General features: G+C 49.7%; 16 protein-coding genes. 9 read left to right on the top strand and 7 right to left on the bottom strand.

Going from position 1 to position 25,677, the window contains the following annotated elements; translation table 11 throughout:
- The first annotated feature begins 343 nt into the window (after positions 1–343).
- From WC980_06430 to WC980_06440, 3 genes are read left to right on the top strand one after another with little or no spacing between them, the layout of a single operon-like run.
- Positions 344–6,226, top strand: a complete 5,883-nt coding sequence (locus WC980_06430; protein MFA5794683.1) for an RHS repeat-associated core domain-containing protein — start codon at positions 344–346, stop codon at positions 6,224–6,226.
- 18 nt (positions 6,227–6,244) lie between these two features.
- On the top strand, positions 6,245–7,360 hold the full coding sequence (locus WC980_06435) for a transglutaminase family protein (GenBank protein ID MFA5794684.1): 1,116 nt from the start codon (positions 6,245–6,247) through the stop codon (positions 7,358–7,360).
- Positions 7,321–7,662, top strand: coding sequence for a hypothetical protein (locus WC980_06440; GenBank protein ID MFA5794685.1), 342 nt, complete (start codon positions 7,321–7,323; stop codon positions 7,660–7,662). Before WC980_06435 ends, WC980_06440 begins: the two co-directional genes overlap by 40 nt.
- A 134-nt stretch (positions 7,663–7,796) precedes the next feature.
- On the opposite strand, the gene WC980_06445 is transcribed toward WC980_06440, so the two are convergent.
- Genes WC980_06445 through WC980_06455 form a run of 3 tightly spaced genes read right to left on the bottom strand, consistent with a single transcriptional unit; the run spans position 7,797 to position 13,183 of the window.
- A complete protein-coding gene (locus WC980_06445) occupies positions 7,797–8,969 on the bottom strand; it encodes a hypothetical protein (GenBank protein ID MFA5794686.1) in 1,173 nt (390 codons plus the stop codon).
- The gene (locus WC980_06450; protein MFA5794687.1) at positions 8,953–10,155 is read right to left on the bottom strand and encodes a hypothetical protein; all 1,203 of its coding nucleotides are present in this window, start codon (positions 10,153–10,155) and stop codon (positions 8,953–8,955) included. Before WC980_06450 ends, WC980_06445 begins: the two co-directional genes overlap by 17 nt.
- A gap of 1 nt (position 10,156) precedes the next feature.
- Positions 10,157–13,183 carry a hypothetical protein gene (locus tag WC980_06455; GenBank protein ID MFA5794688.1) on the bottom strand — a complete coding sequence of 1,009 codons (3,027 nt, stop codon included), beginning with the start codon at positions 13,181–13,183 and terminating at the stop codon, positions 10,157–10,159.
- Between the two features lie 164 nt (positions 13,184–13,347).
- Here WC980_06455 and folD point away from each other — a divergent pair, with 164 nt between their 5' ends.
- The 6 genes from folD (at position 13,348) to WC980_06485 (ending at position 22,209) form a co-directional block, all read left to right on the top strand.
- Entirely contained in the window at positions 13,348–14,220 is an 873-nt protein-coding gene (gene folD / locus WC980_06460; GenBank protein ID MFA5794689.1) for a bifunctional methylenetetrahydrofolate dehydrogenase/methenyltetrahydrofolate cyclohydrolase FolD, read from the top strand.
- Between the two features lie 5 nt (positions 14,221–14,225).
- Positions 14,226–14,996 carry an AAA family ATPase gene (locus WC980_06465; GenBank protein MFA5794690.1) on the top strand — a complete coding sequence of 257 codons (771 nt, stop codon included), beginning with the start codon at positions 14,226–14,228 and terminating at the stop codon, positions 14,994–14,996.
- Positions 14,993–16,954 carry an anaerobic carbon-monoxide dehydrogenase catalytic subunit gene (cooS, locus tag WC980_06470; protein ID MFA5794691.1) on the top strand — a complete coding sequence of 654 codons (1,962 nt, stop codon included), beginning with the start codon at positions 14,993–14,995 and terminating at the stop codon, positions 16,952–16,954. The genes WC980_06465 and cooS overlap by 4 nt, the downstream gene beginning before the upstream one ends.
- A 14-nt stretch (positions 16,955–16,968) precedes the next feature.
- Positions 16,969–19,176, top strand: coding sequence for an acetyl-CoA decarbonylase/synthase complex subunit alpha/beta (acsB, locus tag WC980_06475; GenBank protein MFA5794692.1), 2,208 nt, complete (start codon positions 16,969–16,971; stop codon positions 19,174–19,176).
- 23 nt (positions 19,177–19,199) lie between these two features.
- Positions 19,200–20,756 carry a hypothetical protein gene (locus tag WC980_06480; GenBank protein MFA5794693.1) on the top strand — a complete coding sequence of 519 codons (1,557 nt, stop codon included), beginning with the start codon at positions 19,200–19,202 and terminating at the stop codon, positions 20,754–20,756.
- Between the two features lie 124 nt (positions 20,757–20,880).
- On the top strand, positions 20,881–22,209 hold the full coding sequence (locus tag WC980_06485) for an MFS transporter (GenBank protein MFA5794694.1): 1,329 nt from the start codon (positions 20,881–20,883) through the stop codon (positions 22,207–22,209).
- Between the two features lie 89 nt (positions 22,210–22,298).
- Here the strand turns inward: WC980_06485 and WC980_06490 are convergent, their stop codons facing one another.
- The 4 genes from WC980_06490 to WC980_06505 all read right to left on the bottom strand — a co-directional run bounded on the left by WC980_06490 (position 22,299) and on the right by WC980_06505 (position 25,497).
- Positions 22,299–23,657 carry a TrpB-like pyridoxal phosphate-dependent enzyme gene (locus WC980_06490; GenBank protein MFA5794695.1) on the bottom strand — a complete coding sequence of 453 codons (1,359 nt, stop codon included), beginning with the start codon at positions 23,655–23,657 and terminating at the stop codon, positions 22,299–22,301.
- 123 nt (positions 23,658–23,780) lie between these two features.
- The gene (locus WC980_06495; GenBank protein ID MFA5794696.1) at positions 23,781–23,903 is read right to left on the bottom strand and encodes a hypothetical protein; all 123 of its coding nucleotides are present in this window, start codon (positions 23,901–23,903) and stop codon (positions 23,781–23,783) included.
- A 56-nt stretch (positions 23,904–23,959) separates the two neighbouring features.
- Complete coding sequence (locus WC980_06500; GenBank protein ID MFA5794697.1) at positions 23,960–24,481, bottom strand: helix-turn-helix domain-containing protein; 522 nt, start codon at positions 24,479–24,481, stop codon at positions 23,960–23,962.
- 818 nt (positions 24,482–25,299) lie between these two features.
- Complete coding sequence (locus WC980_06505) at positions 25,300–25,497, bottom strand: DUF5668 domain-containing protein (protein MFA5794698.1); 198 nt, start codon at positions 25,495–25,497, stop codon at positions 25,300–25,302.
- Between the last annotated feature and the right edge of the window lie 180 nt (positions 25,498–25,677).

Below are 25,677 nucleotides of genomic sequence, written 5' to 3' on the forward strand. Positions count from 1 at the left end.
AAATATTTATATATGGGTATCTAAGGCCTTTCTATTCCTGACGGTTGCATTTTCTTCGTTGGTTGGGACAAATCTATGGGCGGAGGAGGGAATCCGTTATGTGGAAGTAAGTGCCTCTTATTGGGGGCCAACCAGAATCACCAAAATAACGACATATTCTAATAGCGAAGGGGAAAGTTGGGATAAGTTGTTGGGTAGCGAGGTTAAGGATACCATACAGCATCAAGGCAGAACTACTGGATTGGATACAATGGTATGGGATTATATTACTGGTAATCATTACTGGGAGAGAATAACAACCAGTTGCGATGTTCTTGCAAATATTACCTCAACCGCAACCTATATGTTTTCTGTGCCTGGCTCTTATAGGTATGATTTCCGGGATTCATATTACGAGGTGCGGACATATAAATCACCTGAAGGGAAAGAGGCGTCTTGGGCACGTAATACAAACAAGCGGAATACCGCATTTACCTTTGAAGTGGGTTCCTTGGCGCAGGATGAAGAAGTGATCACTGCCACCATTAAAGGGACATCTTTTGCCATCTCGGCACAGAATAATTCAGCGATTTTTAACCTCCAGCAGTCTATAAACCCTGATAGTTTAACTTGGGTTCCTGTTTGGTGGCCGCCTTATTACGGTTTTGAACGAAAAGGAGACATATGGTTTACCCAAACAACTCCCAATCTTATTCTGACCATCGGCAAGAAAAAACTCGATAACACTCGTCCGGTAACTAATGCTGTTATCAGCCCTGAGCCGGTTAACGGCTTGAATGACGATGATGTAACCGTGACTCTGACCGCGACCGACCCTGAGCCGAATCCTTCCGGCGTGAAGGAGTTGCACTATAATATTAATAACACAGGCGATAACACAGTGCTCGGAGGTTCTGCGGCAATATCTATTAATAGCCCAGGGACATTCGTAATAACCTATTATGCGATAGATAATGCCGGTAATACGGAATCACCCAATACAAAAACTATTAATATCAGATATTATGATACGGTAATTATAGTTCTGGTTGATCAACCACCGATTAATAATCCTAATCCTGTTTGCGAACCTCTTTTTAGCCATAACGGCGAGATAAACTCAACCACTACCGACCTGACCATTCCGGGGCAGGGGATACCTTTTAGTTTTATCCGCACATATCGCAGTCAGATAATGTTTAAAGGCCCTCTGGGTTATGGCTGGGACTTCAACTATAATGAGCGTTTATTGGAAAATACGGTTGATAACAAGGTTCTTTATTTCAACGGTTCAAGCCGCCGAGATGAATTCACTATCCAGCCTGATGGTTCGTATACCGCGCCGACCGGATTTTATGTTGCATTGGAAAAACTGCCGGACAACTCATTTAAACTCTTAGAACGTGACGGCACGGTTAAACTCTTTAATCAGGCTGCTTTGACTGCTAACCTTTTTCAGCTGGCATCTATTACGGACAGGAACGGTAACCGGATTACCTGCGGCTATAACGCTCAGGACCAGCTTACCCAAATCACCGACACTTTGAATCGGTCTATTATTGTCCGCTGGGGAAATAAGAGCAGAATAAGCGAGATAGAGGATTTTATGGGCCGTAAGGTTATATATACCATAGATGATAATTCTGATTTGACAAGCGTAACCACGCCGTCATCGGCTGAATATCCTAACGGTAATACCGCCAACTATACCTACTCCAGCGGATTTGCTGATGCCGGACTGAATCATAACCTCTTAACCCTTGCCGACCATAAGAGCCAAACATACGTGGTTAATAACTATGGAGCAAACGACCGGGTAGAAGCGCAGGAATATGGCACGGACTCTTTCCAGATTAGTTACATTACCAATACTGATAATACGCTGGTAACCACCATTATTGACCGCAAGGGTAACAAAAAGGTTTATTATCATAATTCCTTAGGCAACGCAATCAGGGAAGACGTCTATACCCAGGCTCAGGGCATCATCACCACGCAGTGGGAATATAACACTCAGGGCGAGCGTACCAGAACTATTCTGCCCAAAGGCAACAGCATAGAATATGTATATGATGCGAATAATCCAATCCTTTTATCACAGGGTAATCTCTTGCAGGTTAAACGTGTTTCACTAACACCTGACAGCTTGCCGTTAACCACTGGTTTTACTTACGAACCCAGGCATAATCAGATTAAGAGCATTACCGACGCCTTGGGGCGGGTAACCACGTTCTATTTTGATTATGAAGAATTATCTCAGGGTGACCTGAACGGCGATGGTATCACCAATCAGGATAAGGGTAATATCGTTAAAATCGCCTATCCGGTTGTCACCAAAGGACTGGCCGCGGCTACTAACCCGCAGATAATAGAAGCCAAATTCTGGTATAACGCAAACGGGCAACTAACCCGCTCTATATCTCCAGAGGGTTATGTTAGTATAAATGAGTATTATACCAGCGGTTCGATGAAGGGTTATCTCTACCGCATCAGCCGTGAGGTAGGCGGCGGCAAGCCCGCAATTACCAGCGTTTTTGAATACGACCTGGTAGGCAACATCACCAATATTTACGACGGCAAGGGCAACAAGACCTCGTTTACGGTCAATGCCTTAAACCAGGTTACCCAGACTACTTCCCGGCTGGGATATTGTGTCAAGTTTTCCTACGATGCCAACGGAAATATCGAGCAGATGCAGGTCGAGAATAAAGACCAAAACAATAATTCCGACCCGGATCTGCCCTGGATTACCACGACCTACGGGTATGATATCCTGGACAACCTGATTTCCAAGACCGAGCAGGTATCAAGCGCCAAATCCATTATCACCCGGTATGGTTACGACCAAAACGGTAACCGCGATTTAATCACCCAGCCTGAAGGCAATCAGGTAAAGAATTATTACGACGAGCGTGATTTGCTGTCAGAGACCATCCGCGGCTACGGCACGTCAAAATGGACATCCGTCAAGCGGTTTTATGACTTAAACGGTAATTTGGAACGGGTTCAGGATGGCAAAGGACATAATATCACATACCTGATTGACGGGTTTGACAGGGTTTACGGCTATGTGGACGCATTAGGCAATCGGATGGAGCAGGGACTGGATGATGTCGGCAATGTGACGCGCGTCATACGCCGCGGCGTTGATGGCGTCATACTGAGCGAAGCGAAGTATTTATACGACGAGCTCAACCGCAATTATGAGATACAGGAATGGCTTGATACAACCGGCGGGTGGGTTACAACCCGTAATGAATTCGATAAGAATTCCCGCGTCGTGCGTGTGGTGGACGCCAATAATCACCAAACCCTGATGGCTTATGACGGTCTGGGACGGGTAAAATCCGGCACCGACCACCTGGGCAATAAGGTGGAATATAACTACGATGAAAACTCTAATGTAACCGAGGCCAAGGAAACCGAATTATCCCAAGTCCCAAATCCTGCATCTCAAGTCTATACCACGAGCAATGAATACGATGCCCTGGACAGGTTAATCAAGAATATAAATCCAATCGGCGTAATTCGCGGCTACTCGTTCGATTCCCGCAATAACCTGGTTTACAGCATGGACGGCGAGGGCAACACCGCGTCTAATGCGTATGACGGGATGAACCGCTTGATACAAGCGATACGAGATTTAAGACAAGGTGGCAAGGGGAGCGGAAGTATTACCAAGCAGGTAAAGACCAAATACCAATGGGACGACAACTCACGGCTCCTGGCGCTGGAGGATGATAACGGCAATATCACCTCGTATATGTATGATGTTCTCAATCGCAGGGAAGAAGAGACTCTGCCAGATGGCACGATCAAGAAATTCACCTATGACGCGGCGGATAATATAGAGCAAATCATAGACGCCAACGGCACTCAGATAGCCCAGACTTTTGATGATATAAACAGGTTAACCCGGAAGGATATAATTAAAGGAACAAATGTTATCGGCGGTTCTTACGAAGAATTCGGTTATGATGGCTTGTCCCGGATGACTTCGGCTAAGAACGATTATTCTTCGGTGGCGATGCAGTATGATTCATTAAACCGCCTTCTTGAAGAACAACAGCAAATCGGAAACTTATCCGCAAAATTAGTTAAATCCGCTTACGATCAAGTTGGTAACCGGACAGGATTGACCTATCCTTCAGGCAAGGCAATCAACTTCGTGCCGGACGAGCTGAACCGTATCAAGCAAATAGCCAGCGGCCAACAGACAATTGTGGCCTATAACTACAGTGGGCCTTTTAGAATCCAAGACCGGACTTACGGAAACGGCAGTAAACTAAACGTTGCGTATGATGCTAATCGTCGGGTAACCGAATATAACCACTCAAGCATAAAAGCCTGGATGCCCAGGGATAAGAAAGACCAAGGCAAGGGCAAAGGCAAGGGGCAAGAGAAAGAATATGCCGGAGTAGAGTTACGGCAGATAATAATAGGTTTTGGCTATGGTTATGACGGTGAAGATAATCGGCTGTATGAAAAGCGTCTGCACGAAGGCGGCAAAGGCGATGCCTATACTTATGACTCATTATACAGGTTGATTGTGGTGCAGTATGATATGACTAACCCCACACAGCCACCGGCATCTAACAACTCGCCGTTAACCACTCAATCATGGAATTTGGATGGCGTGGGTAATTGGAATAACTTAATAGCTGACAACCAAACCACTACCTATGCTATTAACAATCTGAATCAATACATGCAGATAGATAATCAATCTTTAACCTACGACCACAACGGCAACCTGACCTCAAAGCGCGAGCCGCTGATGAAGCACCTTAAAGAACGGTTTGGGTTCTGTAAATTCCCCAAGGCTCAGGATTGGGAAGACGAACGATGTGATAGCGATGATGAAGATGACGACGAATGCAACAAAGCTGACGACCTCAAAGACGAGCTTGATAACTGCGGCATAAACGAGCACAAATCCCGGCAGGCGGAAATGGAATATCAGTATGCCTATGACTATGCCAACCGCCTGATTAAGGCAAGCAAGAGTTTTATTGTTGAGGGTAAAGTCGTATTTACCCGCGAGGTTGTCTCTTATACCTATGATGCTTTAGGCAGGCGGATAGCTAAATCCAAGAATCAATCAATCACTAACTACTATTATTATGACGGTGTCAGGGTAATAGAAGAATATAATGCGGATAATGAGTTAAAACAGAGTTATATCTACGGCAACGGCATAGACGAAGTCCTGATGATGCAGAAAGGCCGGAAGCAATACTACTATCACGAGAACGCTTTAGGCTCAATCACGCATATCAGCAACAATAAAGGCGAGGTGGTAGAATCGTATAAATATACCGCTTATGGCAAGGCAACCATCTATGACGGCAAAGGCAAGGAACGGAAGAAGAGCCGGGTTAAGAACAACATCCTGTTTACGGGCCGGGAATATGATATGGAAACTGGTCTTTACTACTATCGGGCCAGATATTACTCGGCGGAGATGGGGCGGTTCCTGCAAAGAGACCCGATTGGGTATTCTGACGGCATGAACCTTTACGAGTATGTTAGAAGTAACCCTGCTAATTTTATAGACCCGTTGGGATTGGAAGCGAAGGGGAACGGGATGGGCGGGTTAAATGATTGGCAGATGAAGGAATTGTCTAAACCTGATACTCTGGCAAGAGGCGAACATCCTTGGACGGGAATACCTCCGCCGCCTAAACTGCGCGGCTGGAGTGATTTAGGCGAACATTTTATAGAGGTTAATGGGCCAAAACCAACAGAGGTTCAGCAAACACCATTGGCAGTAAAACTTTTTGTGTATGAATTAGCTTATTTATATTATAATGGTGACCAGTTCATAAGTGACTACTTTAATGTTTTAAGGACACCGCTCGGCAAAATGGGTACAGATATTTCTAATGTGGCTAAGATGGGGCAAGATCCTTTTAAAAGTTTTGAGAAAAAGGGACGGAAGGCTACTACAGAAACTGCCATTTCAGTATTAATTGATTCAGTTAATGGGGAACTATTTGATTATAGAGATCTTTCACCCCTTGAGGTAGGTTTGTTATTTGGTAAAGCCACCAAGGAACTTAAGAAACTTGATCACATGATTAAATCGAATGATCCTGAAGATAAACAGGCTTTAATTAAGACGCTAGTATCATTTGCTAATTTTAAAATAGACAATGTTTCTTTTGGGTTAGGTATAATTACAAATGATGACCCTAAACGACCAGATGATTTTATACCAATAGTCCAAATAGGAATTAAATTCTAAAATAGTACACAAGACGATATGGTGATTAGAAAACAGGCTAAAATTATAATTTTCATCTTGGCCGGACTGCTGTCCGTGTCATCCTGCCAACAAGCTGTTTATAAAGTCAATGAATCCAAGCAACTAGAAAAAGTTGATATGGGGGCGGTGGTTGACGAGATTATAAACACGCCAGAAAACCAAATAAACATCTTGAAATATTCCTTATTGCTGAGCAAAGCCGTTGAGCCAGGGTTGAATATCGAACTGCAGAAACAGCGATTTGATAATATGGCCGAAACAATCAGTCCCAAATTAAAAGGCATAACAGATCCCAAGGAAATTATTAACGTGTTGAATAATTATATTTTTAAAGACCTTAAATTTAGGATGCCAAAAGTAAAATCGCTGGAGGAGCTGGAGTTTAAACATAAGTTTTATCCCATAGTATTAGATACCAAGGAGGGCGATTGTGGCGGTGTTGGTATGATATATCTTTGTCTGGCTGAACGGCTTAACCTGCCGATTTACGGAGTCCGACTGCCGAGGCATTTTTTTCTGAGATATGATGATGGTAAAACAAGGATAAATATAGAGACCACAAGCAATGGGAAAAATATGACCGACCAGGAATATATAACGCTTCTTGAACCGGTGCTTAATAAGGCAAACAAAGATGGCGCTGAATTCGGTTTTATGAGGAATATGACCAAGAAACAAGTATTGGCAAGTTTTTTATTTAGTGGTATTGCGATAAAAGATTATAATCCTGATAAGGAATTAGTGACATGGGAGATTATGTGTGTCGATTATGCAATTAAAATAGACTCTGATGAGTGGTCGTATTATTCTTTCAAGGGATCCGTATTAATTCCCCTGGATCCGGCGCTAAAAGACCAATATAGAAAGGCGCTAAAAGAACTTTTAAAAGCGTATGATTTGTATCATTACGATTTAAGTGTTATTGTGAAAATAGCTATAGGATATTTTCGTTTAGGTGATTTTGTAAATAGTAAGAATAAATGTGATGAGTTATTGAGTTTATATAATTGGAAGGATGTTGAAAAAAGGTATGATACGGAAATGGTGACTATGTTGATTAAGATGAGGGATGAATGTCAGAAAAAGATGGAAGATATGCCTGTTCCCAAGTAATTCTGTTGCGAAGCTGTTTGTATCTGCGGCAGATAATGATAAATATCGTTTATTCTAATATAGTGATCAAGCAACTATTAGAGAATTGGGTCAGTAGCAGAGGGGAATCTGCCGATGAATTAGTGGCACTTCATATGGAGGAAAAATTCAAAGTTCATGAGGTATTAGTGACGGACGTTAAAGATCAAAATGATTTTCTTCTTATTAAGATATCGTCTATGCAATGGGGTTTCCCCAAAGAGTTTATTTTAACAAGAGGTGGAACGCTTGCGTGGAAAGGGGATCCGAAAACAACAACTTGAACAAGTGCATTTGAGACCATTAAGCAACGAACGAAGGTAATTCCTGAAGCATCAGAGAGGCTTCAGGGCTTAAACACCAGTTGCTAAGGTCATCCAATAAGGGGTACCAACTCAATTCTTGGTTTATCTCCTTACTATTTCTTTTCAGCTTCTTTTTCGTGGTTATGCTCGCCATTTTCCTGGCTGTGGTCGTGGAGCAGGCATTCTAAAACCTCGACTGAATCCAGTATCACGCCTTTGAGGTAATCAGTCCGTTCGGTCGGCTTGTACTTGGCCCAGATAGCCAGGTTTGCGGCCAGCAAAGAAATGGTGTTGTAATAAGAAGGCGGTAATTCCTCGCCCAGAGCCAGGAGCGCTTTGCTGACCGGAGCCGGTATAGAGACGGCATTTTTGTCGTCCAGGAACGACCTGATATTCTTGGTGGTTTGGGCCACCAGCTCTTTATTAAAAGGTTTAATCCAGCCCAGAGCGCTCAGGTCTTCTTCCATCCCGACCCGGAAAGAATCAATCTTTTCTTTTAAGATGTCAATTCGCCGCTCGGCCGGGGGCATGAGCAGGGCATCAACCAGGACCCGGGCCAGGGATTTGATCGAATCGGCCAGCCCGGTGGTCGTGTTCTTGTAAGTGGAAATAACGCCGAAGACCCTGAATTCATCATAGACGCCGCAGGTTTTGGAGACCTCGTTGGTTATAGCCGTTATCCGGGCCAGCCACTGTTGGGCTATTTTTTGGTCCGCTTCCGATGTGGCCGATACCGGTTTGGCGATATTATCCAGGAAGAATGTTTTGACATCCTTGAAAAGCGGTTCGATACGGAATGCCTGCTGGCGGATTTCAGCCAGTACTTTTTCCCTGTAATCATTGGCCTCCTGGAATCCGCCCAGGTTAAGGACATGCTCGGTAACCGTTTCCGGGTTATCGCTGGTTACGGTAATGTAATAACTTCCGGGCGGCGGGGTGTTGTTGTAGGGGCCGAAATCAATGACGTATTTGGATTCTTTGATGCGGCATCTTTTGGTGTCCAGTATCCGGGAGCGGTTTTTGATGGAAATATTGTTGGCCGGGTCATCATCTTTGAGCGGGAAGGCGTAATAGAGGTTGATTTTAAGCACTGCCTGGGCCGGCAGGCCTCCGGCTGCGCCGTCAACGATAATGAAATATTTCACCTGGTTTTGTGCCAGGGTCCGGGATTGCACGGCGGCATTGATGGTTATGCCCTCCTGGCCGTAGACCGCGCCGGCCGAGACGATAACCGCCAGTAAACACAACCATGCGCCTAATTGATAGGTCTTAACGTAATTCATCATACAATACCTCCAGTTTATTCTTAAGACTGATAATATAATTTTGCATTTCAGGATCGGCATCGGACTTTTCGGTAAATTGGCCGATTTGCGTCATCAATTCCAATGTTTCTTGGAGTCTAATAAAAGGCGTTTCGGATTTATTGTATTGTTCCAGCTCGTCGTTGAGCTGTTTGAAATACTCGGATGCCCGGGCGCGGAGTTTTTCATGATGGGTAAATAATTGTTCGTCCTGGTTCGTGCCGGACCAGATAAAATGTTCCAGCCAGGTGGTTATATCCTTGAGGAATTTTGCCGAAAGTTCTTTGGTTATCACCCGGGAAAAATTAGTCTTTTCATTCTCGGTATTGCGGTACCAGGCGTTTGTATCAGTAATTGAATAGTGCGAGATGGACTGTATTAAATCTCCGGGCTTATCATTGAGCGGGCCGATAAACCGTTGGTGGTATCTGATATATTGTTCCTTGATAGTGTTGACATACTGCTGGAGTTTTTCCTGCGATGCAGGGAATACCAAATGGCTGCGGTTGTAGTCGTTGACCACGGGCAGCAACACCAAAAGTTTCTTGTGCCAGTCCTTTTCCCATGCTTCCCAGCGCTTGATCAAGCCGGCCATGGCCTCTTCTCGACTTTTATAAATGCCCAGCGGGGTTTTGATGAGCTGTTCTATCTTGGGTTTATTCTGTTTGGCCTGCTCCATCGTGCTGATAAGCTGGTTAAGTTCTTCGTCCAATACCAGGGCATCGGAGAAAGAAGCCCAAATGAAGTGCGCCGTATCCAGCCGTCGCCTGGATAAATCTGGCGAGAGGATGTCAAAATAGTAATACTCTTTGACGTGCTTCGGTTCTGAGGCCGTCAGTTCTATCTCGAACCCGTCCCAGGATTTGAGATAGCCGGACGGAATCTCGACTGCCCAGAAGTTGTCTTCATAAACCGAAGTATAGATGATTTCAAGTAGTTTAATCTGATCGGCCCGGTCTGTGGTTAATTTCCCTTTGATAAGGCATTTAATCGCGGTGCCGACGGACAGATTTGTTTTTCCCGTGATGGTAATCGTTCCAGTCGGACTTAAAGTGTCGTCCTGGATGTAGGGCGATAGGATTGATTGCGGCTGGTCCGCTTGGGCGTAACCGACCCAGCCTGAAAGTATTATCAATGCTAATGTGATTATTATCCTGTTTATCATCATATTACGGTATTATATACTGTTCCAGCACCGTTGGTGATGGTTTGAAGACCATTATGTTGATATCGTCAAAGAACGGAGTTTCGGTCAGAGGGGTATTGAATTCCTCGTTATTGCCGCGGAACCTTACTTTGTAGCGAAGCGACTGTTCGCCGGTCTCGAATTCCGCGCCTTGCGGGTTATTCATTACCTCCGATATCGGTTCCTGGTCGTCGTTTAGGAACTGTACTTCCACGCCGCGCTTGGACTTATCCCAATTTTCCGGATAGTAAACTGTCCAGTTGGTCATAATCCGTTGCTTCTTGGGTGTGTCTTTACGCTTTGTCTTTGGCAGGATATCTATTCCGCCCGAGATGAACGAGCCGGTGCCTCTATAGTAACGTCCGTTTTTATATTCGTCTATAATATATGTTTTGGCATCCTTAACATTGTCGTTAATTTGTATAGTAACCTCATCAATGGTGAAATCCCCCGATGAATTCCAAAATGCTGCATCCGGTTTCTCGCCGAACCTGATAACGTTATCAGCCGCTAGGGCCATGGGCTGGATAATCTCGGGCGGGAACAGGGCCGGTTGGTTGTAGGCGTAATGCGACAGGTCGCGTCCGTTGATGCAGAAAGTATAAACGTCTTCCTTCCCGAAATTACGGAGTATCTCGCCTGAGCCTTTGCAGTCCCGGCACGGGCCCATGACTTTATTATTGAGTTCCCCGGACTGGTACCATTCTATCCGGCCGGTGCCTTGGCACCGCCGGCAGCTGGTAACTTCGCGTCTTTGCTTGCCTGGATGGGTATCCCAGGCAATGCCGACATGCATCCAACTGTGGAAGGGATCCTTAGCCGGAAAATCATCTTCGGTCACGGCGTCAACCATCGGATGCGCCAGGATATATTCATCCGGCTGGTTGCCTAGCGATTCGTCTATTTCCCAGAACCAGATAAATTGGCCTGCCGGCTTGACATCCACCCGTCCGGCCCATTGCGGTATAACTCTGGCATTTAACGGAAAGGCGAACAACTCAAATACGTTCTGACAGACCTGATAATTATATTCCGTGTTAGGCTCCGGCTTGTTGGGGCGGGTCAGACTGAAAATCACCCGCGGTTTGGTTGACTCGATGCGGTAATTGGGCTTGAGCCAGAACGAGACCGTGCCGCGGAACCGTTTGGCGCCGTAAATCTTTTCGTGCGCCGGGCCATCCACAAAATTATCCTGGGCCTCATATGTCGGGCAGTTATTAGATTCAGAATAGATGCCGTCCGGGTAAATACTGCCGGCGGTAAAAAGGCTGCCGTCGTCCGGTCGGCCGGAATAAGTAATAACTTCGGGGTTGCCCTTGGCATAATTAGCCTTGAGTCCGCGGAAATGGTGTTGGAAAGTTACTTTTTCCCGGCCGTCATTTGTTGATTCCATATTATTCAACCCGATGAAACCGTCGCAGTCGGAAGGTGTTTTAACCGAGGGCGGTTCAGGGTAAGTTATGAGCGTTTTATTTTCGTAAGTGCCGGGGTGTTCGTTCTTGGCTTTGGCAATCGCGCCTCTGGCAAAGTCATTCTGGTTGGTTTCGTGGTAAACCCTGAATATTTCAACCACGCTTCTTAGGAGGTATTCAGACTCCAGTATCTGGGTATCAGCCACGTTGAATTTATCGGATTTGCGTTCCTTGTTAGTCGGTTTGAAAACCATTCCCAGAGATTCTATCTCGAAACATCCGCCCGGCGCAAAACAGAACTCGGTCGTGTAAGAAACAAGATCAGATTTATCTATCTCGCGGTATATCGTCCGGTCGGGGTTAAACTTATTAAACAATGTGTTGGGGTTGGCGTTGGCTTTTATCAGGTCTGCCTTTGTCCGGGCCAGTCCTGATAATTCCGGCGTATCTACCCGTCCGAAGACGCCGTCGCCGGTCAGCCCGTCGCAAAATTTGTTGAAATCGGCCCATTCCAGGAATGGTTTCTTGGCGCGTTCCCGGATGATACGGTCCGTTATCAGCTCTATTGATTTACGGTCTTCGGGCCATTTGAGCGCCGTTTGAGACAGAACGCCGATGGCGGTTTTGGTAAAAGCTTCGGCCGGTTTATCAACTCCGCCGTCAATCAATCCGGTTTTGCCTCTGAAGTTTTGCTGCAAATATGTGCTTTCCAGGTTGGCCAGCACGGCCATTAATACGATTTTGGGCGCTGAGTTAATGTTAATCGGCGCGCGGGGTTCAAGCTTGGTCGGGCCGGGATTAAGCTCTGACCAGGCGAATATTTCCTGCCCTGGTTTCAGCTGCGCCGACCGGGCTGGATATGAATTGGGCTTGATAACCTTGCTGTCAACCCGGGCGTAAAGTGTCACATAATCTTTTATCTTGTTGTACGTATCGATTGGCAGGAACTGTTGGAGTTCCTCCTTGGTAGTGAACCATTTATTCTGCTTGGCCCGGGCCTGGTAGACGGCTGTTCCCAGCTTGACTTTTTTTCCGCCTTCCGTCTTGATTGAATCGATGCCCAGGATATCGCCCAGATTATTGAGCAGCTGTTTTGTGCCGTTATCGACCGCGTTGATGTTTATCTGGCTGTTGCAGTCAACCACCTTAAGCGAATATACATCATTGCCGCCGGTATACGTGGGCGTTGATTCCGCGGAATATCCGACGTATTTACCGCTGCTTTTATAAATAAGTTTTTCCGAAGTGAATGACGGCCGGAGTGCGTCCTTGAGCGGGCATTCGATCGTATCCTGGTATCCGCTGTTATTTTGGTCTTCTTTCTTGTCCAAACGTCCGTTGGCATCAAGGTCTTCCCCGTAAAACTGCCAGGTGCGCTCATTTTCCAGGAATAAATCCCGCACGTCGATTGACTGGAGTTTTTCCCGGGCAAAGACCATTCCGTTCTGGGCCAGCGCCCGGGCACGTAGCTGGTCAAGATATCTTTTGGAAAGTTCTGATTCCATCCGGCTGATGGCGGATACGGTTGTGCCGACAAGTATGAGAAGCACTGCTATGGCGGCGATGGTGGCCACTTCTGTATTGCCTTTGTTTTGCATGCGTTTTAACTACCATTTTTGTTCGGTCCTGACAACTAAATTTATATGTCTAATTTGCGGCCAAGCGGTTTAGGGTTTATTAATTTTCGGACCGGTATTCTTTGACTGCCGATGATAATTTGGTTAATTAATTTATTTGGCACTTTTCATGAGAGGAGATTATTATGGCTCAGATCATATCCGGTTCGGAACTGTCCAAAAAGATTCAGTCGGAGCTAAAAGACGAGATTGCAGGTTTAAAACCCAAAGGCATTAATCCCTGCTTGGCTACCATCCTGGTCGGTGAAGACGAGGCTTCCAAGGTTTATGTCGGCCAGAAGATAAAAATCTGCGAGAAACTGGGTATTACCTCGCTCCACCATAAACTCAACACGAATGTTGGCGAAGCTGAACTGCTTACCTTAATCAAGAAACTCAATACCGACCCTAAAGTTCATGGCATCCTCTGCCAGCTGCCATTGCCCGGGCATATCAACTCCGATAAAATCCTGCTGGCTATCTCGCCTGACAAGGACGTGGACGGGTTCCACCTGATGAATATGGGCAAACTTTTGTCCAAGAAGAGTATGCGCGAGATCGAGGCGGAAAATATGTATTTGCCCTGCACGCCGCACGGCATCATTCAGCTTCTCAAGCGGAATAATATTCCGATAGCCGGTTCCGAGGCAATAGTGGTTGGTCGGAGCAATATCGTCGGTAAGCCGGTATCACTGCTTTTGATGGCCGAAAATGCTACCGTGACCATCTGCCATTCAGGGACACGCGACATCGGTCAGGTCACCCGCCGGGCCGACATCCTGGTAGCGGCTATCGGCAAACCGAAATTCATTACCGCCGATATGGTCAAGGACGGCGTGGTCGTCATTGATGTCGGCGTCAATCGCCTGCCTGAAGGCCTCTGCGGTGACGTTGACTTTGAGCAGGTCAAGGAAAAAGTCAAGGCCATCACGCCCGTGCCGGGTGGTGTCGGCCCGATGACCATTGCCATGCTTATGGTCAATACTGTCAAAGCGGCTAAAAGATTATCAACTAAATAATACCTATGAAAATAGCCATTACCGGTAAGGGCGGTGTTGGTAAGACAACACTGTCGGCATTGATTGCCAGGGCCTGGATGGATAAAGGCTTTAAGGTTTTGGCTATTGACGTTGATCCAGTCGCCTCGCTGGCCGGCGCGTTGGGATTTCCCAACCCGGATAAAATAATGTCCTTAAGCCAGATGGTTGAACTTATAGAGGAACGCACTGGTGCTAAGCCGGGCAAGTCCGGACAGATATTCAAGCTTAACCCCACGGTCAGCGATCTGCCCGACAAAATCGCCACTGTGCATAACGGTGTTAAGCTTATCGTCATGGGCGGTGTGGCCAGCGGCGGTAGCGGCTGTGTCTGTCCTGAAAACACCCTGATCCGGAGCCTGCTCCAGCACATTATTCTCAACCGCGATGAACGCGTGGTGGTGGATATGGAGGCCGGCATCGAACATCTTGGCCGGAGCACCGCCGATTCGGTCGACTGCCTGATAACCGTAGTCGAACCGTCGGGCCGGAGTATCCGGGCCGCACATCAGATAAAATCGCTGGCCAAAGATATCGGTATCAAGAATATCAGGGTCGTCGGCAATAAAATACAATCGCCGGATGACGAAAAGTTTATCCTCAATAATCTTGATTCTTTGGGAATAATTGGTATGATACCTGTTTCTGTTTCCATAAAGGAGATGGATACCAAAGGTTACAGGGATATGACTGACCACAAAGTTATCAGCGCTATAGATTTGATATTGACGGCGCTGGAGCGAAAGGATAATGCATGAGTTCGGGCAATAAATCTGATAACCGGACCGCCTGTGAGGCCACTGCCGAGATGCTTGACTGCTCCGGCAATATGGACACGGCCTTTCAGCGGGCCGAAAAGGTTAAACCCTGCCCGATCGGGGCCAGTGGCGCCTGCTGCAAGCATTGCTATATGGGCCCGTGCCGGTTTCCGCCAAAGGCGGATCCGCCTTCGGCGGACAACTCCATAGTCAAGAGAGGCGTTTGCGGTGCGGACATCAATACCGTAGCCGCTCGCAACTTTGCCCGGGCCGTAGCCGCCGGTTCGGCCGCTCATTCGGACCACGGCCGCCAAGTTACCCAGACATTTATTGCCGCCTCACGGAAAGAGGTACCCGGCTACGAGATAAAAGACGAGGCCAAGCTCCGCGCACTGGCTAATGACTTCGGTATCAAGACCGACTCGCGCGCCAAAGACGACATCGCCCAAGAACTCGGCGTAAAATGCCTGGCTGAATTCAGTAAGCAGGACGGGGAGCAGACCCTGCTCAAACGAGCGCCCCAAAAACGTCAGCAACTCTGGAAAGAGCTGGGCGTGGCGCCCCGCGGTATAGACCGGGAAATAGTAGAGATGCTTCACCGTACCGCCATAGGCGTGGATATGGAATACAAGAATATCATGCTCCAGGCTTCGCGCTGCGCATTGGCTGACGGCTGGGGCGGTTCGATGATATCAACCGAACTGCAGGACATAATGTTCGGCACGCCCGTGCCGGTCCGGACCGAGGTCAACCTGGGCGTGCTTAAGAAAGATGAAGTCAATATCATCGTCCACGGCCACGAGCCGTTACTGGCCGAAATGATAGTCCGGGCCAGCCACGACCCGGAAATGATTGCTCTGGCCAAGCAAAAAGGAGCCAAAGGCATCAATCTGGTCGGCATGTGCTGTTCCGGCAACGAAATACTCCTGCGCCACGGCATTCCCATGGGCGGTAACTTCCTCCAGCAGGAAATCGCCATCCTCACCGGCGCGGTTGAGGCCATGATTGTCGACATCCAGTGCGTTATGCAGTCTCTGCCGTCGCTGGCCAAGTGTTTTCACACCAAGATAATATCAACCTCGCCCAAGGCCAAGATGCCCGGCGCGGAGCATATAGAATTCCACGAGCACGACGCACTTAATACCGCCAAACGTATCGTTCGTCTGGGCGTGGAAAATTATCCTAAGAGGCCAAAGAACGTTCACATCCCCGACAAAAAGGTTGACGTGGTGGCCGGCTTCTCTCACGAAACCATTAATTATATGCTGGGCGGTTCGTTCCGGGCGTCGTATCGCCCGCTTAACGACAATATCATTAACGGCCGCATCCGCGGCGTGGTTGGTGTGGTCGGATGCAATAATCCCCGGACCACTCACGATAAGTCTCATCTTGATTTAGTTAAGGAACTCATCGGCAATGACATTCTGGTGGTTGAGACCGGCTGTGCGGCTATTGCTTGCGCTAAGGAAGGGCTACTCATGCCCGAAGCCGCTAAGTTTGCCGGCAAGGGCTTGGCCGAGGTCTGCGCCGCGGTCGGTATGCCGCCGGTGCTTCATTGCGGCGCCTGTGTTGATAACAGCCGGATATTGGTCGCCTGCGCCGAGATGGTTCGCGAAGGCGGTCTGGGCACTGATATCTCTGATTTGCCGGTGGCCGGATGCGCCCCAGAATGGATGAGCGAAAAGGCTTTGGCAATCGGTCAGTATTTCGTGGCCTCGGGTATGCTGGTCGGGTTCGGCGTCACCTGGCCGACCACGGCCAGCCCGGAACTGAGCAAGCACCTCTTCGAAGAATACGACCGCATCTACAAAGGCAGATGGGCATTCGAGCCCGACGCCGGCAAGATGGCGGCATTGATTATAGACCATATTAACAAGAAACGCCAGGCGCTCGGCATCCAGAGCAAGAAAGAGCGGGTTCTTTTTGATATGGAAGCCCGGCGAGGGTTAGAGGTATAGCTATTACATAATATATGTCCAAACTGATAGCCACGCGCGCCATCAGGGGCGCTCATAAATTAGTAGCCCGGGCGGAAAAAGAACTGAACGTTGCCTTGTCCAAATTCGGGCCGGACCGCAAGGTCGAGCTTCCCAATACCGGTTATTACCTGCCCATCTCGCACGGAATCCTCGGCTTGAATATCGCCAAATTGGGTGATATGCCTGAACTGCTTCTCAAGGCCAAAGCATTGCTTCATCCGATACCGGCCGAAAAGTCCTGGGTGCCTTATCTGGGGCATACGCTCGACTGCGGCATGGCCGCCTTATTCGCCGACGAAATCATAGAAGCCCTTAAATATTTGGAAGACCCGGTGCCTTACGCCGTCTTTGAGAACTGTCCTGAAGAAGGCGATTTCTGGTTGGGCGCGGCTGACGACGTCATCATGCGTAAGCGCGGGGTCGAGTTTGTGGACGGCACTGCGCCCGGATTCGCGGCCATTGTCGGCGCCTGTCCGACTACGGAAATAGCCGTCAAAATCGCCCGCGAACTGCAGGAGAAAAACCTATACGTCTTTATGTCCGCCGCCACCGATGGTAAGAGTATGGCCGACCAGCTCCGCCAGGCCGGTATCCAGATGGGCTGGGAAACACGTCTGGTGCCGTTCGGCGGCGACGTTACCGCCACCGTTCACGCCCTAGGATTTGCCACACGGGCGGCGCTGTCTTTCGGCGGCGTCCGGCCGGGTGACTATACCCGCATTCTTAAATATAACAAGAACCGCATTTTCGCATTTGTCCTAGCCTTCGGCGATGTCGATGACGAAAAGCACGCCCAGGCCGCCGGTGCTATTAACTTCGGATTCCCGACCATTTCCGAACAGGATATCGGACAGATACTGCCTTCGGGCGTGTGCACCTACGAGCACGTCGTTTCGCCGGTCAAACCGGACCAGATGGTCCAGAAGGCCGTTGAGGTGCGCGGGCTGAAGATACATGTGGCCAAGATACCAATTCCGGTGTCTTACGGCCCGGCATTCGAAGGCGAACGCATCCGTGGCGAGGATACCCACGTCGAGATGGGCGGTAACCGTACTCCGGCATTCGAGTTCGTGATGATGAAGGATATCAACCAGGTGACCGACAACAAAATAGAGGTCATCGGCCCGGAAATCGACGATGTGCCCGAAGGTTCGGCATTGCCCATAGGGATTGTGGTCGAGGTGGCCGGGCGCCAGATGCAGGAGGACTTCGAGCCGGTCATCGAGCGCCGGGTGCACAACTTCATCAACGAGGCCCAGGGCATCTTCCATATGGGCCAGCGTGATATCAACTGGATCCGCATAAGCAAGGAAGCCAAGGCCAAGGGCTTCAAAATCGCACACTTGGGCACCATCCTGCACGCCCAGTTCCATAACGAATTCGGCACCATCATCGATAAAATCCAGGTCAAGATATACACCACCGAGCCGGAGGTGCTGAAATGGCGTGCCACGGCCCGGGTCGCTTACAAGAAACGCGATGAGCGTATCGGCTCGATGACCGACGAAAGTGTCGACACGTTCTATTCCTGCACGCTGTGCCAGAGCTTTGCGCCGACCCACGTTTGCGTCGTATCTCCAGAACGGACCGGGCTGTGCGGTTCGTATAACTGGTTCACCTGCAAGGCGGCTTACCAGATTAACGCCCGCGGCGCCAACCAGCCGGTGCTCAAGGGCGACCTAATTGACGCCCGGCTCGGTCAGTGGAAGGGCGTCAACGACTTCGTCTACGAAAGCTCGCGCAAAAACCTCAAGGGTTTCAGCGCTTACAGCATCATGCAGGAGCCGATGACCTCGTGCGGTTGTTTCGAATGCATCGCCGTGGTCCTGCCGGCCGCTAATGGGGTTATGATTGTCAACCGCGAGTTCCCGGGCATGACCCCGTCGGGCATGAAGTTCTCCACGCTGGCCGGCACGGTCGGCGGTGGACAGCAGGTGCCCGGATTCATCGGACTCAGTAAACGCTACATCGTCAGTAGAAAGTTTTTGGTGGCCGAGGACGGGCCGAAGCGGATAGTCTGGATGCCCAGGATGCTAAAGGACGAAATCCGGCCGCTGTTCGACCCCCGGGCCAAAGAGGAAGGCGCGCCCGACCTGCTCGACAAGATAGCCGACGAAACCATTGCCAATACCGAGGAAGAAATCATCGCCCATTTACAGAAAGTAAACCATCCGGCGTTAACTTTGCCGGCTTTATTATAATATAAAAAGAAAGAGAGGAACCTATGAAGAAATTGCACTGGGTATTAACCGGGCTTGTAACCACCGGGTTGATGTTGTCCTATATCGGCTGCGCCAATGCCGGCAATAAGGCCGCCAAGGCTGCGCCGCCGCCTAAAATGATGGCCCAGACCGAGCAGGCTAAAATGCCGCCACCGGACGCGGATAAGGAAACCGAAGAACTGGCCGACCGGCTTATGACCGAAGGTGTCAACAACATCGTTTCCGGCGATTACCCCAAGGCTCTCAAGTTATTTATGGATATTTTGGGAGTCATAAAGAATGACCACCCCATGATTCCGACTACCTATTATAACATCGCCTGTACCTATGCTTTGATGAATGAAAAGGCTCCGACCATGGAATACTTGGCCAAGGCTATCAAGAGCGGTTACGACAATCGTCAGGCCATTGACGCCGATCCGGACCTGGCCGCCTATCGTGGTACGCCCGAATACAAGGAGGTAATGGCGTTGATACCGGCCATCGTGGAAATCACACCCACGCCAGAGGACGAAATGGCTCAGAAAGAGGCATTGAATCTGATAGCCACCATACGCGGTATCAAGTACAAAGAAGAGCCTAAATACAAGATTATGGCGCCGGATCAATTCCAGCGCGCCTACGGCGGCGGCCGCGATTCCGACACCATCCTGGGTTTCTACCGCTGGGACGACAAGACGTTATACCTCAAACAGGGGCTTGACCCGGTCAAGTTCAAAGGCACTCGCATTCACGAGACATTCCACGCCTTGCAAGACCAGCTTTTCGGCACCGGCGACCGTGAAAAGACCAAAAAAACCATTGACCAGCGCTACGCCTTCACCGCTCTGATAGAGGGTGATGCGACGCTGACATTCATCGAATGCATGCCCGAAAGCATGGCCAAAATGATGATTAAATCAGCCGCGCCGTGGCGAATGATGGGCCCGGCCAACTATGATGGGTCCAAACAGGGCGAAGCCGCTATGCGCATGGGCGCTTTTGGCTATTCCACCGCCGCCCGATTCGTCAAGGCCATAAAGGACGCTCAGGGCTGGGAAGGCGTCAACGCCATGTACGCCAATCCGCCGGCTTCGACCGAACAGGTCCTGCACGCCGACAAATATATGGCCCAGAACGACCCGCCCGTAAAGGTTACCGTAGCCGACCTGAGCTCGACGCTCGGTGCGGATTGGAAGAACTCGGAAACTGACACCCAGGGTGAGTTCGTCATGGGACTGCAGTTAATGACCACGCCCAAATCCGGACCGCTGGCCGAAGAAGCCGCGGCCGGCTGGGGCGGCGACACCTATGTTGGATATTTTAACGCCTCGTCAAGGCAGATGTTCGTGATCCATAAGAGCGTTTGGGACAGCGCCAAGGACGCCGACGAATATTTCGAAAGCCTGTCTTACCATATCGAACGCGAATACGCGCCGGAAAAAGGCGATAATTTCGTCCGGTATAACACCCCGGAAAATACCGTTGACTACATCGCCAAGAAAGGCAACCAGGTTCTGGCTATCACCAACATACCCAAGGAGTTGTTTGACAAGGTTCTGGCAGTGTTGGGTTTATAGACTATAGACCACAGACCATGGAATAAGGGGCGGCTGATTACAGCCGCCCCTTTAGCATAAACTGTGTTTGATTCAGAGTGCTCAGTGTTTTCAGCGGTTTAATAAGGTTTCTAAAAATAAACCTATGCCCAAAAACAACATTAGGCGGTTGATAGACTTCTTCGGCATCAACGCCAGCATCACCGCCATGGTGATTATGGTCGTTTTCATCGGGCTGGGCGAAAAGATGGCCGAACGCTTCCTGCCTATTTACATCCTCGCGCTGGGCGGTTCAACCATCGTTGTCGGTTTCCTCAACGCCATGGACAACCTGCTCAGCGCGCTTTACTCACTGCCCGGCGGCTGGATAAGCGACCGGCTCGGACATAAAAAAGCGTTGATTATATTCACCCTCATCGCTATGTTCGGCTACGCCATCGTCATTGCTTCCCCCAGTTGGCAGGCGGTGTTAATCGGCTCGATATTCTTTATATCCTGGACGGCCGTTTCACTGCCGGCCGTAATGAGCCTGGTATCGCAGGCCGTTCCCAAAGACAAACGGGCTATGGGCGTCACGGTCCATTCCTTTGTGCGCCGCATCCCGATGGCGCTCGGGCCCATCCTGGGCGGACTGCTCATAGGCAACTATGGCATGGTCAAAGGCGTCCGCATCGCCTTCGGCGCCGCCTTAGGCCTTGCCATGATATCCATCATCGTCCAGTGGTTTTTTATAGATCGGCCGCCTGTGAAGTTGTCCGCCAAAGGCGGATGCGACTCAGGAGCACGGCCGACTATACCTGGCAGTAATTCGTTACACTCAAACTGCCAGAATATGGAAAGTGATGAACCCCAAAAGGCTGAAGTAAAATCAGTCAAGCCTGCCGGCGGGTTGTTCAAGAACTTCAACCCGGCGCTGCGTAACCTGCTGGTCTCCGACATTCTCATCCGTTTTGCCGAACAAATTCCCTACGCCTTTGTGGTCGTCTGGGTGGTAAACAACATCGGCTTGAGCGCATTCCATTTCGGCATCCTCACTACCGTGGAAATGGCCACTGCCATGCTGGTTTACATCCCCGTGGCCTACCTGGCCGACCGGACATCCAAGAAACCGTTTGTCATTATCACCTTCGGATTCTTCACGGTATTTCCGCTGGTGCTTTTGTTCTCCCGGACATTCCCGGTATTAATAATTGCTTTTATCGTCCGCGGTCTGAAAGAATTCGGCGAGCCGACCCGGAAAGCGCTGATAATGGACCTGGCGCCCGAGGATGCCAAGGCCATCACCTTCGGCACATATTATCTGTTCCGCGACGTGATAGTGGCTATGGCCGCTTTGAGCAGCGCCTTTTTATGGAATATCTCGCCCCAGACCAACTTCTTGGTCGCCTCCGCCTGCGGGCTGGTCGGCACCGTCTGGTTCGCGCTGCTCGGTAAAGACCTGAAAGCTCAAGCGCCGGGGGTAGGGGATAAATAGTTCCTAAGGCATATAAATAAAAAGGGGCGCCCCTTGCGGAGCGCCCCAGTTATGTACCTATGTGCTTTTGATTCTTGTCTTTCTGCTTTTTACTTCTTGACCAGTGCCTCTATTTCGCGCAGGTTGCGCTTTATCTCGGCCTCCGGACATTCGTAATCCTCCAGCTTGCCTTCCAGGAACTGGTCGTAAGCGGCCAGGTCGAAATATCCGTGTCCGCTGAAATTGAAGACGATGCATTTGGCTTGTTTGGTTTGCTTGCACCTAAGCGCCTCGTCGATGGCGGCCCGGATGGCGTGGGCCGTTTCCGGCGCCGGCACCATTCCTTCGGTTCGGATGAACGTCATGGCCGCCTCGAACACCGGTTTCTGGCGATAGGCCACGGCTTCGACCACGCCTTTGTTGACCAGCAGGCACAGGGTCGGCGCGTCGCCGTGATATCTCAGTCCACCGGCATGGATGCTGGCCGGCACGAACTTATGCCCGACCGTGTACATCTTTAGCAGCGGCGTCAGCTCGCCGGTATCGCCGAAATCATATGCGTAAGCGCCCTTGGTCAACGACGGGCAGGCCAGCGGTTCCACGGCCAGGAGCTTGACCTGGCTCTTGCCGGACAGCTTATCGGCCACGAACGGGAAGGCCAGTCCGGAAAAGTTGCTCCCGCCGCCCACGCAGCCGATGATGGTATCGGGTGTCTCGCCGGCCAGTTTCAACTGCTTCTTGGCCTCCAGCCCGATGATGCTCTGGTGGAGCATTACGTGGTTAAGCACGCTGCCCAGCGAATACTTGGTATCCGGGTGGCTGGCCGCGTCCTCGACCGCCTCGGAAATGGCGATGCCCAGGCTGCCCGGAGAATCGGGCGACTGCGCCAGTATCTTGCGGCCGGCGTTGGTCAGCTTGCTGGGCGAGGCGTGCACCTCGGCCCCGTTCAGATGCATCAGCGACTTGCGGTAAGGCTTCTGCTGGTAACTGACCTTGACCATATAGACCGTGCACTTCAGCCCGAACCGGTTGCAGGCGAAAGACAAAGCCGAGCCCCACTGGCCGGCTCCGGTTTCGGTAGTCAGCCGGGTAACCCCCTCGGCCTTGTTGTAATAGGCCTGTGCCACGGCCGTGTTGGGTTTGTGGCTGCCGGTGGGCGAAACGCTCTCGTTCTTGTAATATATCCGGGCTGGCGTGCCCAGATAGCGCTCCAGGTTATAAGCCCGCACCAGCGGCGTCGGCCTCCACATCCGGTAAACCTCTAACACCTCATCGGGAATATCGATGAATCTCTCGGTAGACACCTCTTGCTTAATCAGCCCCATGGGGAATATCGGCGCCAGGTCGGCCGGGCCGATGGGCTGACCCGTGCCCGGGTTCAGTGGCGGCGGCAGCGGCTCAGGCAAATCGGCCAGTATGTTGTAATACTGGGTCGGCATTTCCTGCTCCGATAACATTATCCTGTTCATTGGATTTTACTCCTTAGCTTGTAGTTTATTTAGTTAACAATCCAGGCAATGGCATCAGGCGATGCTCAAAAGCTTGGGGTTACGAAAAATAGGCGGAATATGTAAGTAATGATTTTGGTCCGGTTAGGCGGACCACCAATTGACTGACAGGGAATTGACGCGGGCAGATGACAGAGCGGTGGCATCGGCGAAGCTGTGCAGCTTTGGCCGGGATATCCTGTTTGATTGGAACTTGTAATCTGTCATAATGGGGTGCCATTATGCATAAACCGGAAATAATGTCAATTATTTTATATAAAATATTATACCTGCGGATTGGGTATCAGGTAGTTAGCCCATTTTTGCTGTTCGGCTTCGGGTATCCGGTAGAATTCTTTCGGATTGACCATTAGCGCGTCCGTGCCGGATTTTAGTTTGACCTGCCAGAAGTATAATTCTATAAACAGCCGTGTTTCAGCGTCTTCCAATGATTTGTATTTTTTATTCTTGTCTGCGGCCCATTGTACTGATTTGAAGGCGTGCAGGGTTTTCTGTTCTTGTTTTAATCCTAACCGGCCACGTGAGCCGTCCTGTTGGACATAGTATCTGGCATCTTGGTGATACTGGTTCAAGACCTCGGGCCGGAAATAGAGTTTGCTGAGGGCGATATCGCCTGACCAGCTGGAGCGGCTTTTGATATACAACTCCAGGGCGTCTTGGTCAAGCCGCCACTGGTGGCCTATCTTAGAGGCCGGTAGTTGACCTCTCTGAATCAGCCGGCGTACGGTGAATATCGAAATACCTAGCCGTTCAGCCGCCTCTTTTATACTCATTAATTTAGCCATATCTGAACGACCTAAACACCATTATTAAGAGGTAAAGTCAAGTATAAATTAGCAATAGCGAGTAGTAGTGAGCAAGTATAACCAGCACCCCCGGAGGTAGTAGCCCACCCCCTCTGTCTTATCCTATCACGGCTTGGCAGAACATAGAGGGTGGTTTGTGATTGCTATACACACCTCTTCGGCCTCACCCTATCACGGTCTGGTATTATATAGACCGCCTCTTGAGAATTGTATACACACCTTTCCTGCCTTACTATATCACGGCTTGGTATTATATAGACCGCCTCTCTGGAGTTGTATACACACCTCTCCGGACTTACCATATCGCGGCCTGTGGATATATAGCCGGTATTCTGGGTCTTCTCAACACACACCTCTGGCCTCACTCTATCGCGGTTTGTGGATACATAGCCGGTATCCTTGGTATTCTCAACACATACCCCTGGCCTCACCTGCTCACGGCTTGTGATTATATAGACCGCCTATCGGGAATTCTCAACACACACTCCTGGCCTTACCCTATCACGGCCTGGCAGGGCATAGCCCACCCTTGCCGGATTACCTATACCCAATCAGGATTTTCCAAGGTGCAATTGTGTCTGCTCGCCGGAGTTGGATGGTGTTCTGGCTAAATGGTGTTTTAGATTTACAAGGACGGTGAAATCCCGGGGACACTGAGCGCCAGAGCCGCATTCGGCCTCCCGTCGGTGATTAGGGCGCTCCCGCCTGTGGCGGGACAGGCATGGGCGCGGAGTTTACCCCGCATCAGAGGGGGCGTCACATACTTAATTCGCTCTTGCTTTGACTTTGGTTCTGGCTTATTTCTTGTCGGAGTCTTTGTGTCCGCCGAAGAAGACGTCCAGAAGCTTCAACAGCCCCCAGGCAATCAGGATTATGGGCCAGTTCTTGGCCAGGTCGAAGCTGACCGAAATCATCCCGTAATTGGACATCAGGATTACTCCGCCTACCACGATGAACAACAACGCCCAGAGAAATTTCTTCAAGGTCTTGCGCATATAAAACTCCTTTCTTTTAATAGTCTATTAGTTGGCCGGTCCGCTACAACTTTCCTTTCACTCAAGTTTTCTATATTATTGGGTGTATCGTAGCCAATTTCCGGACGCTGTCAATGATTTTGTTGACTACATCGAATCCCCAAGCTATAAGTATGCTGATTAAGCTGGAATTTAAATGAT

The sequence above is a fragment of the Candidatus Brocadiia bacterium genome (assembly GCA_041658285.1).
Lineage (GTDB): Bacteria > Planctomycetota > MHYJ01 > JACQXL01 > JACQXL01 > JBBAAP01.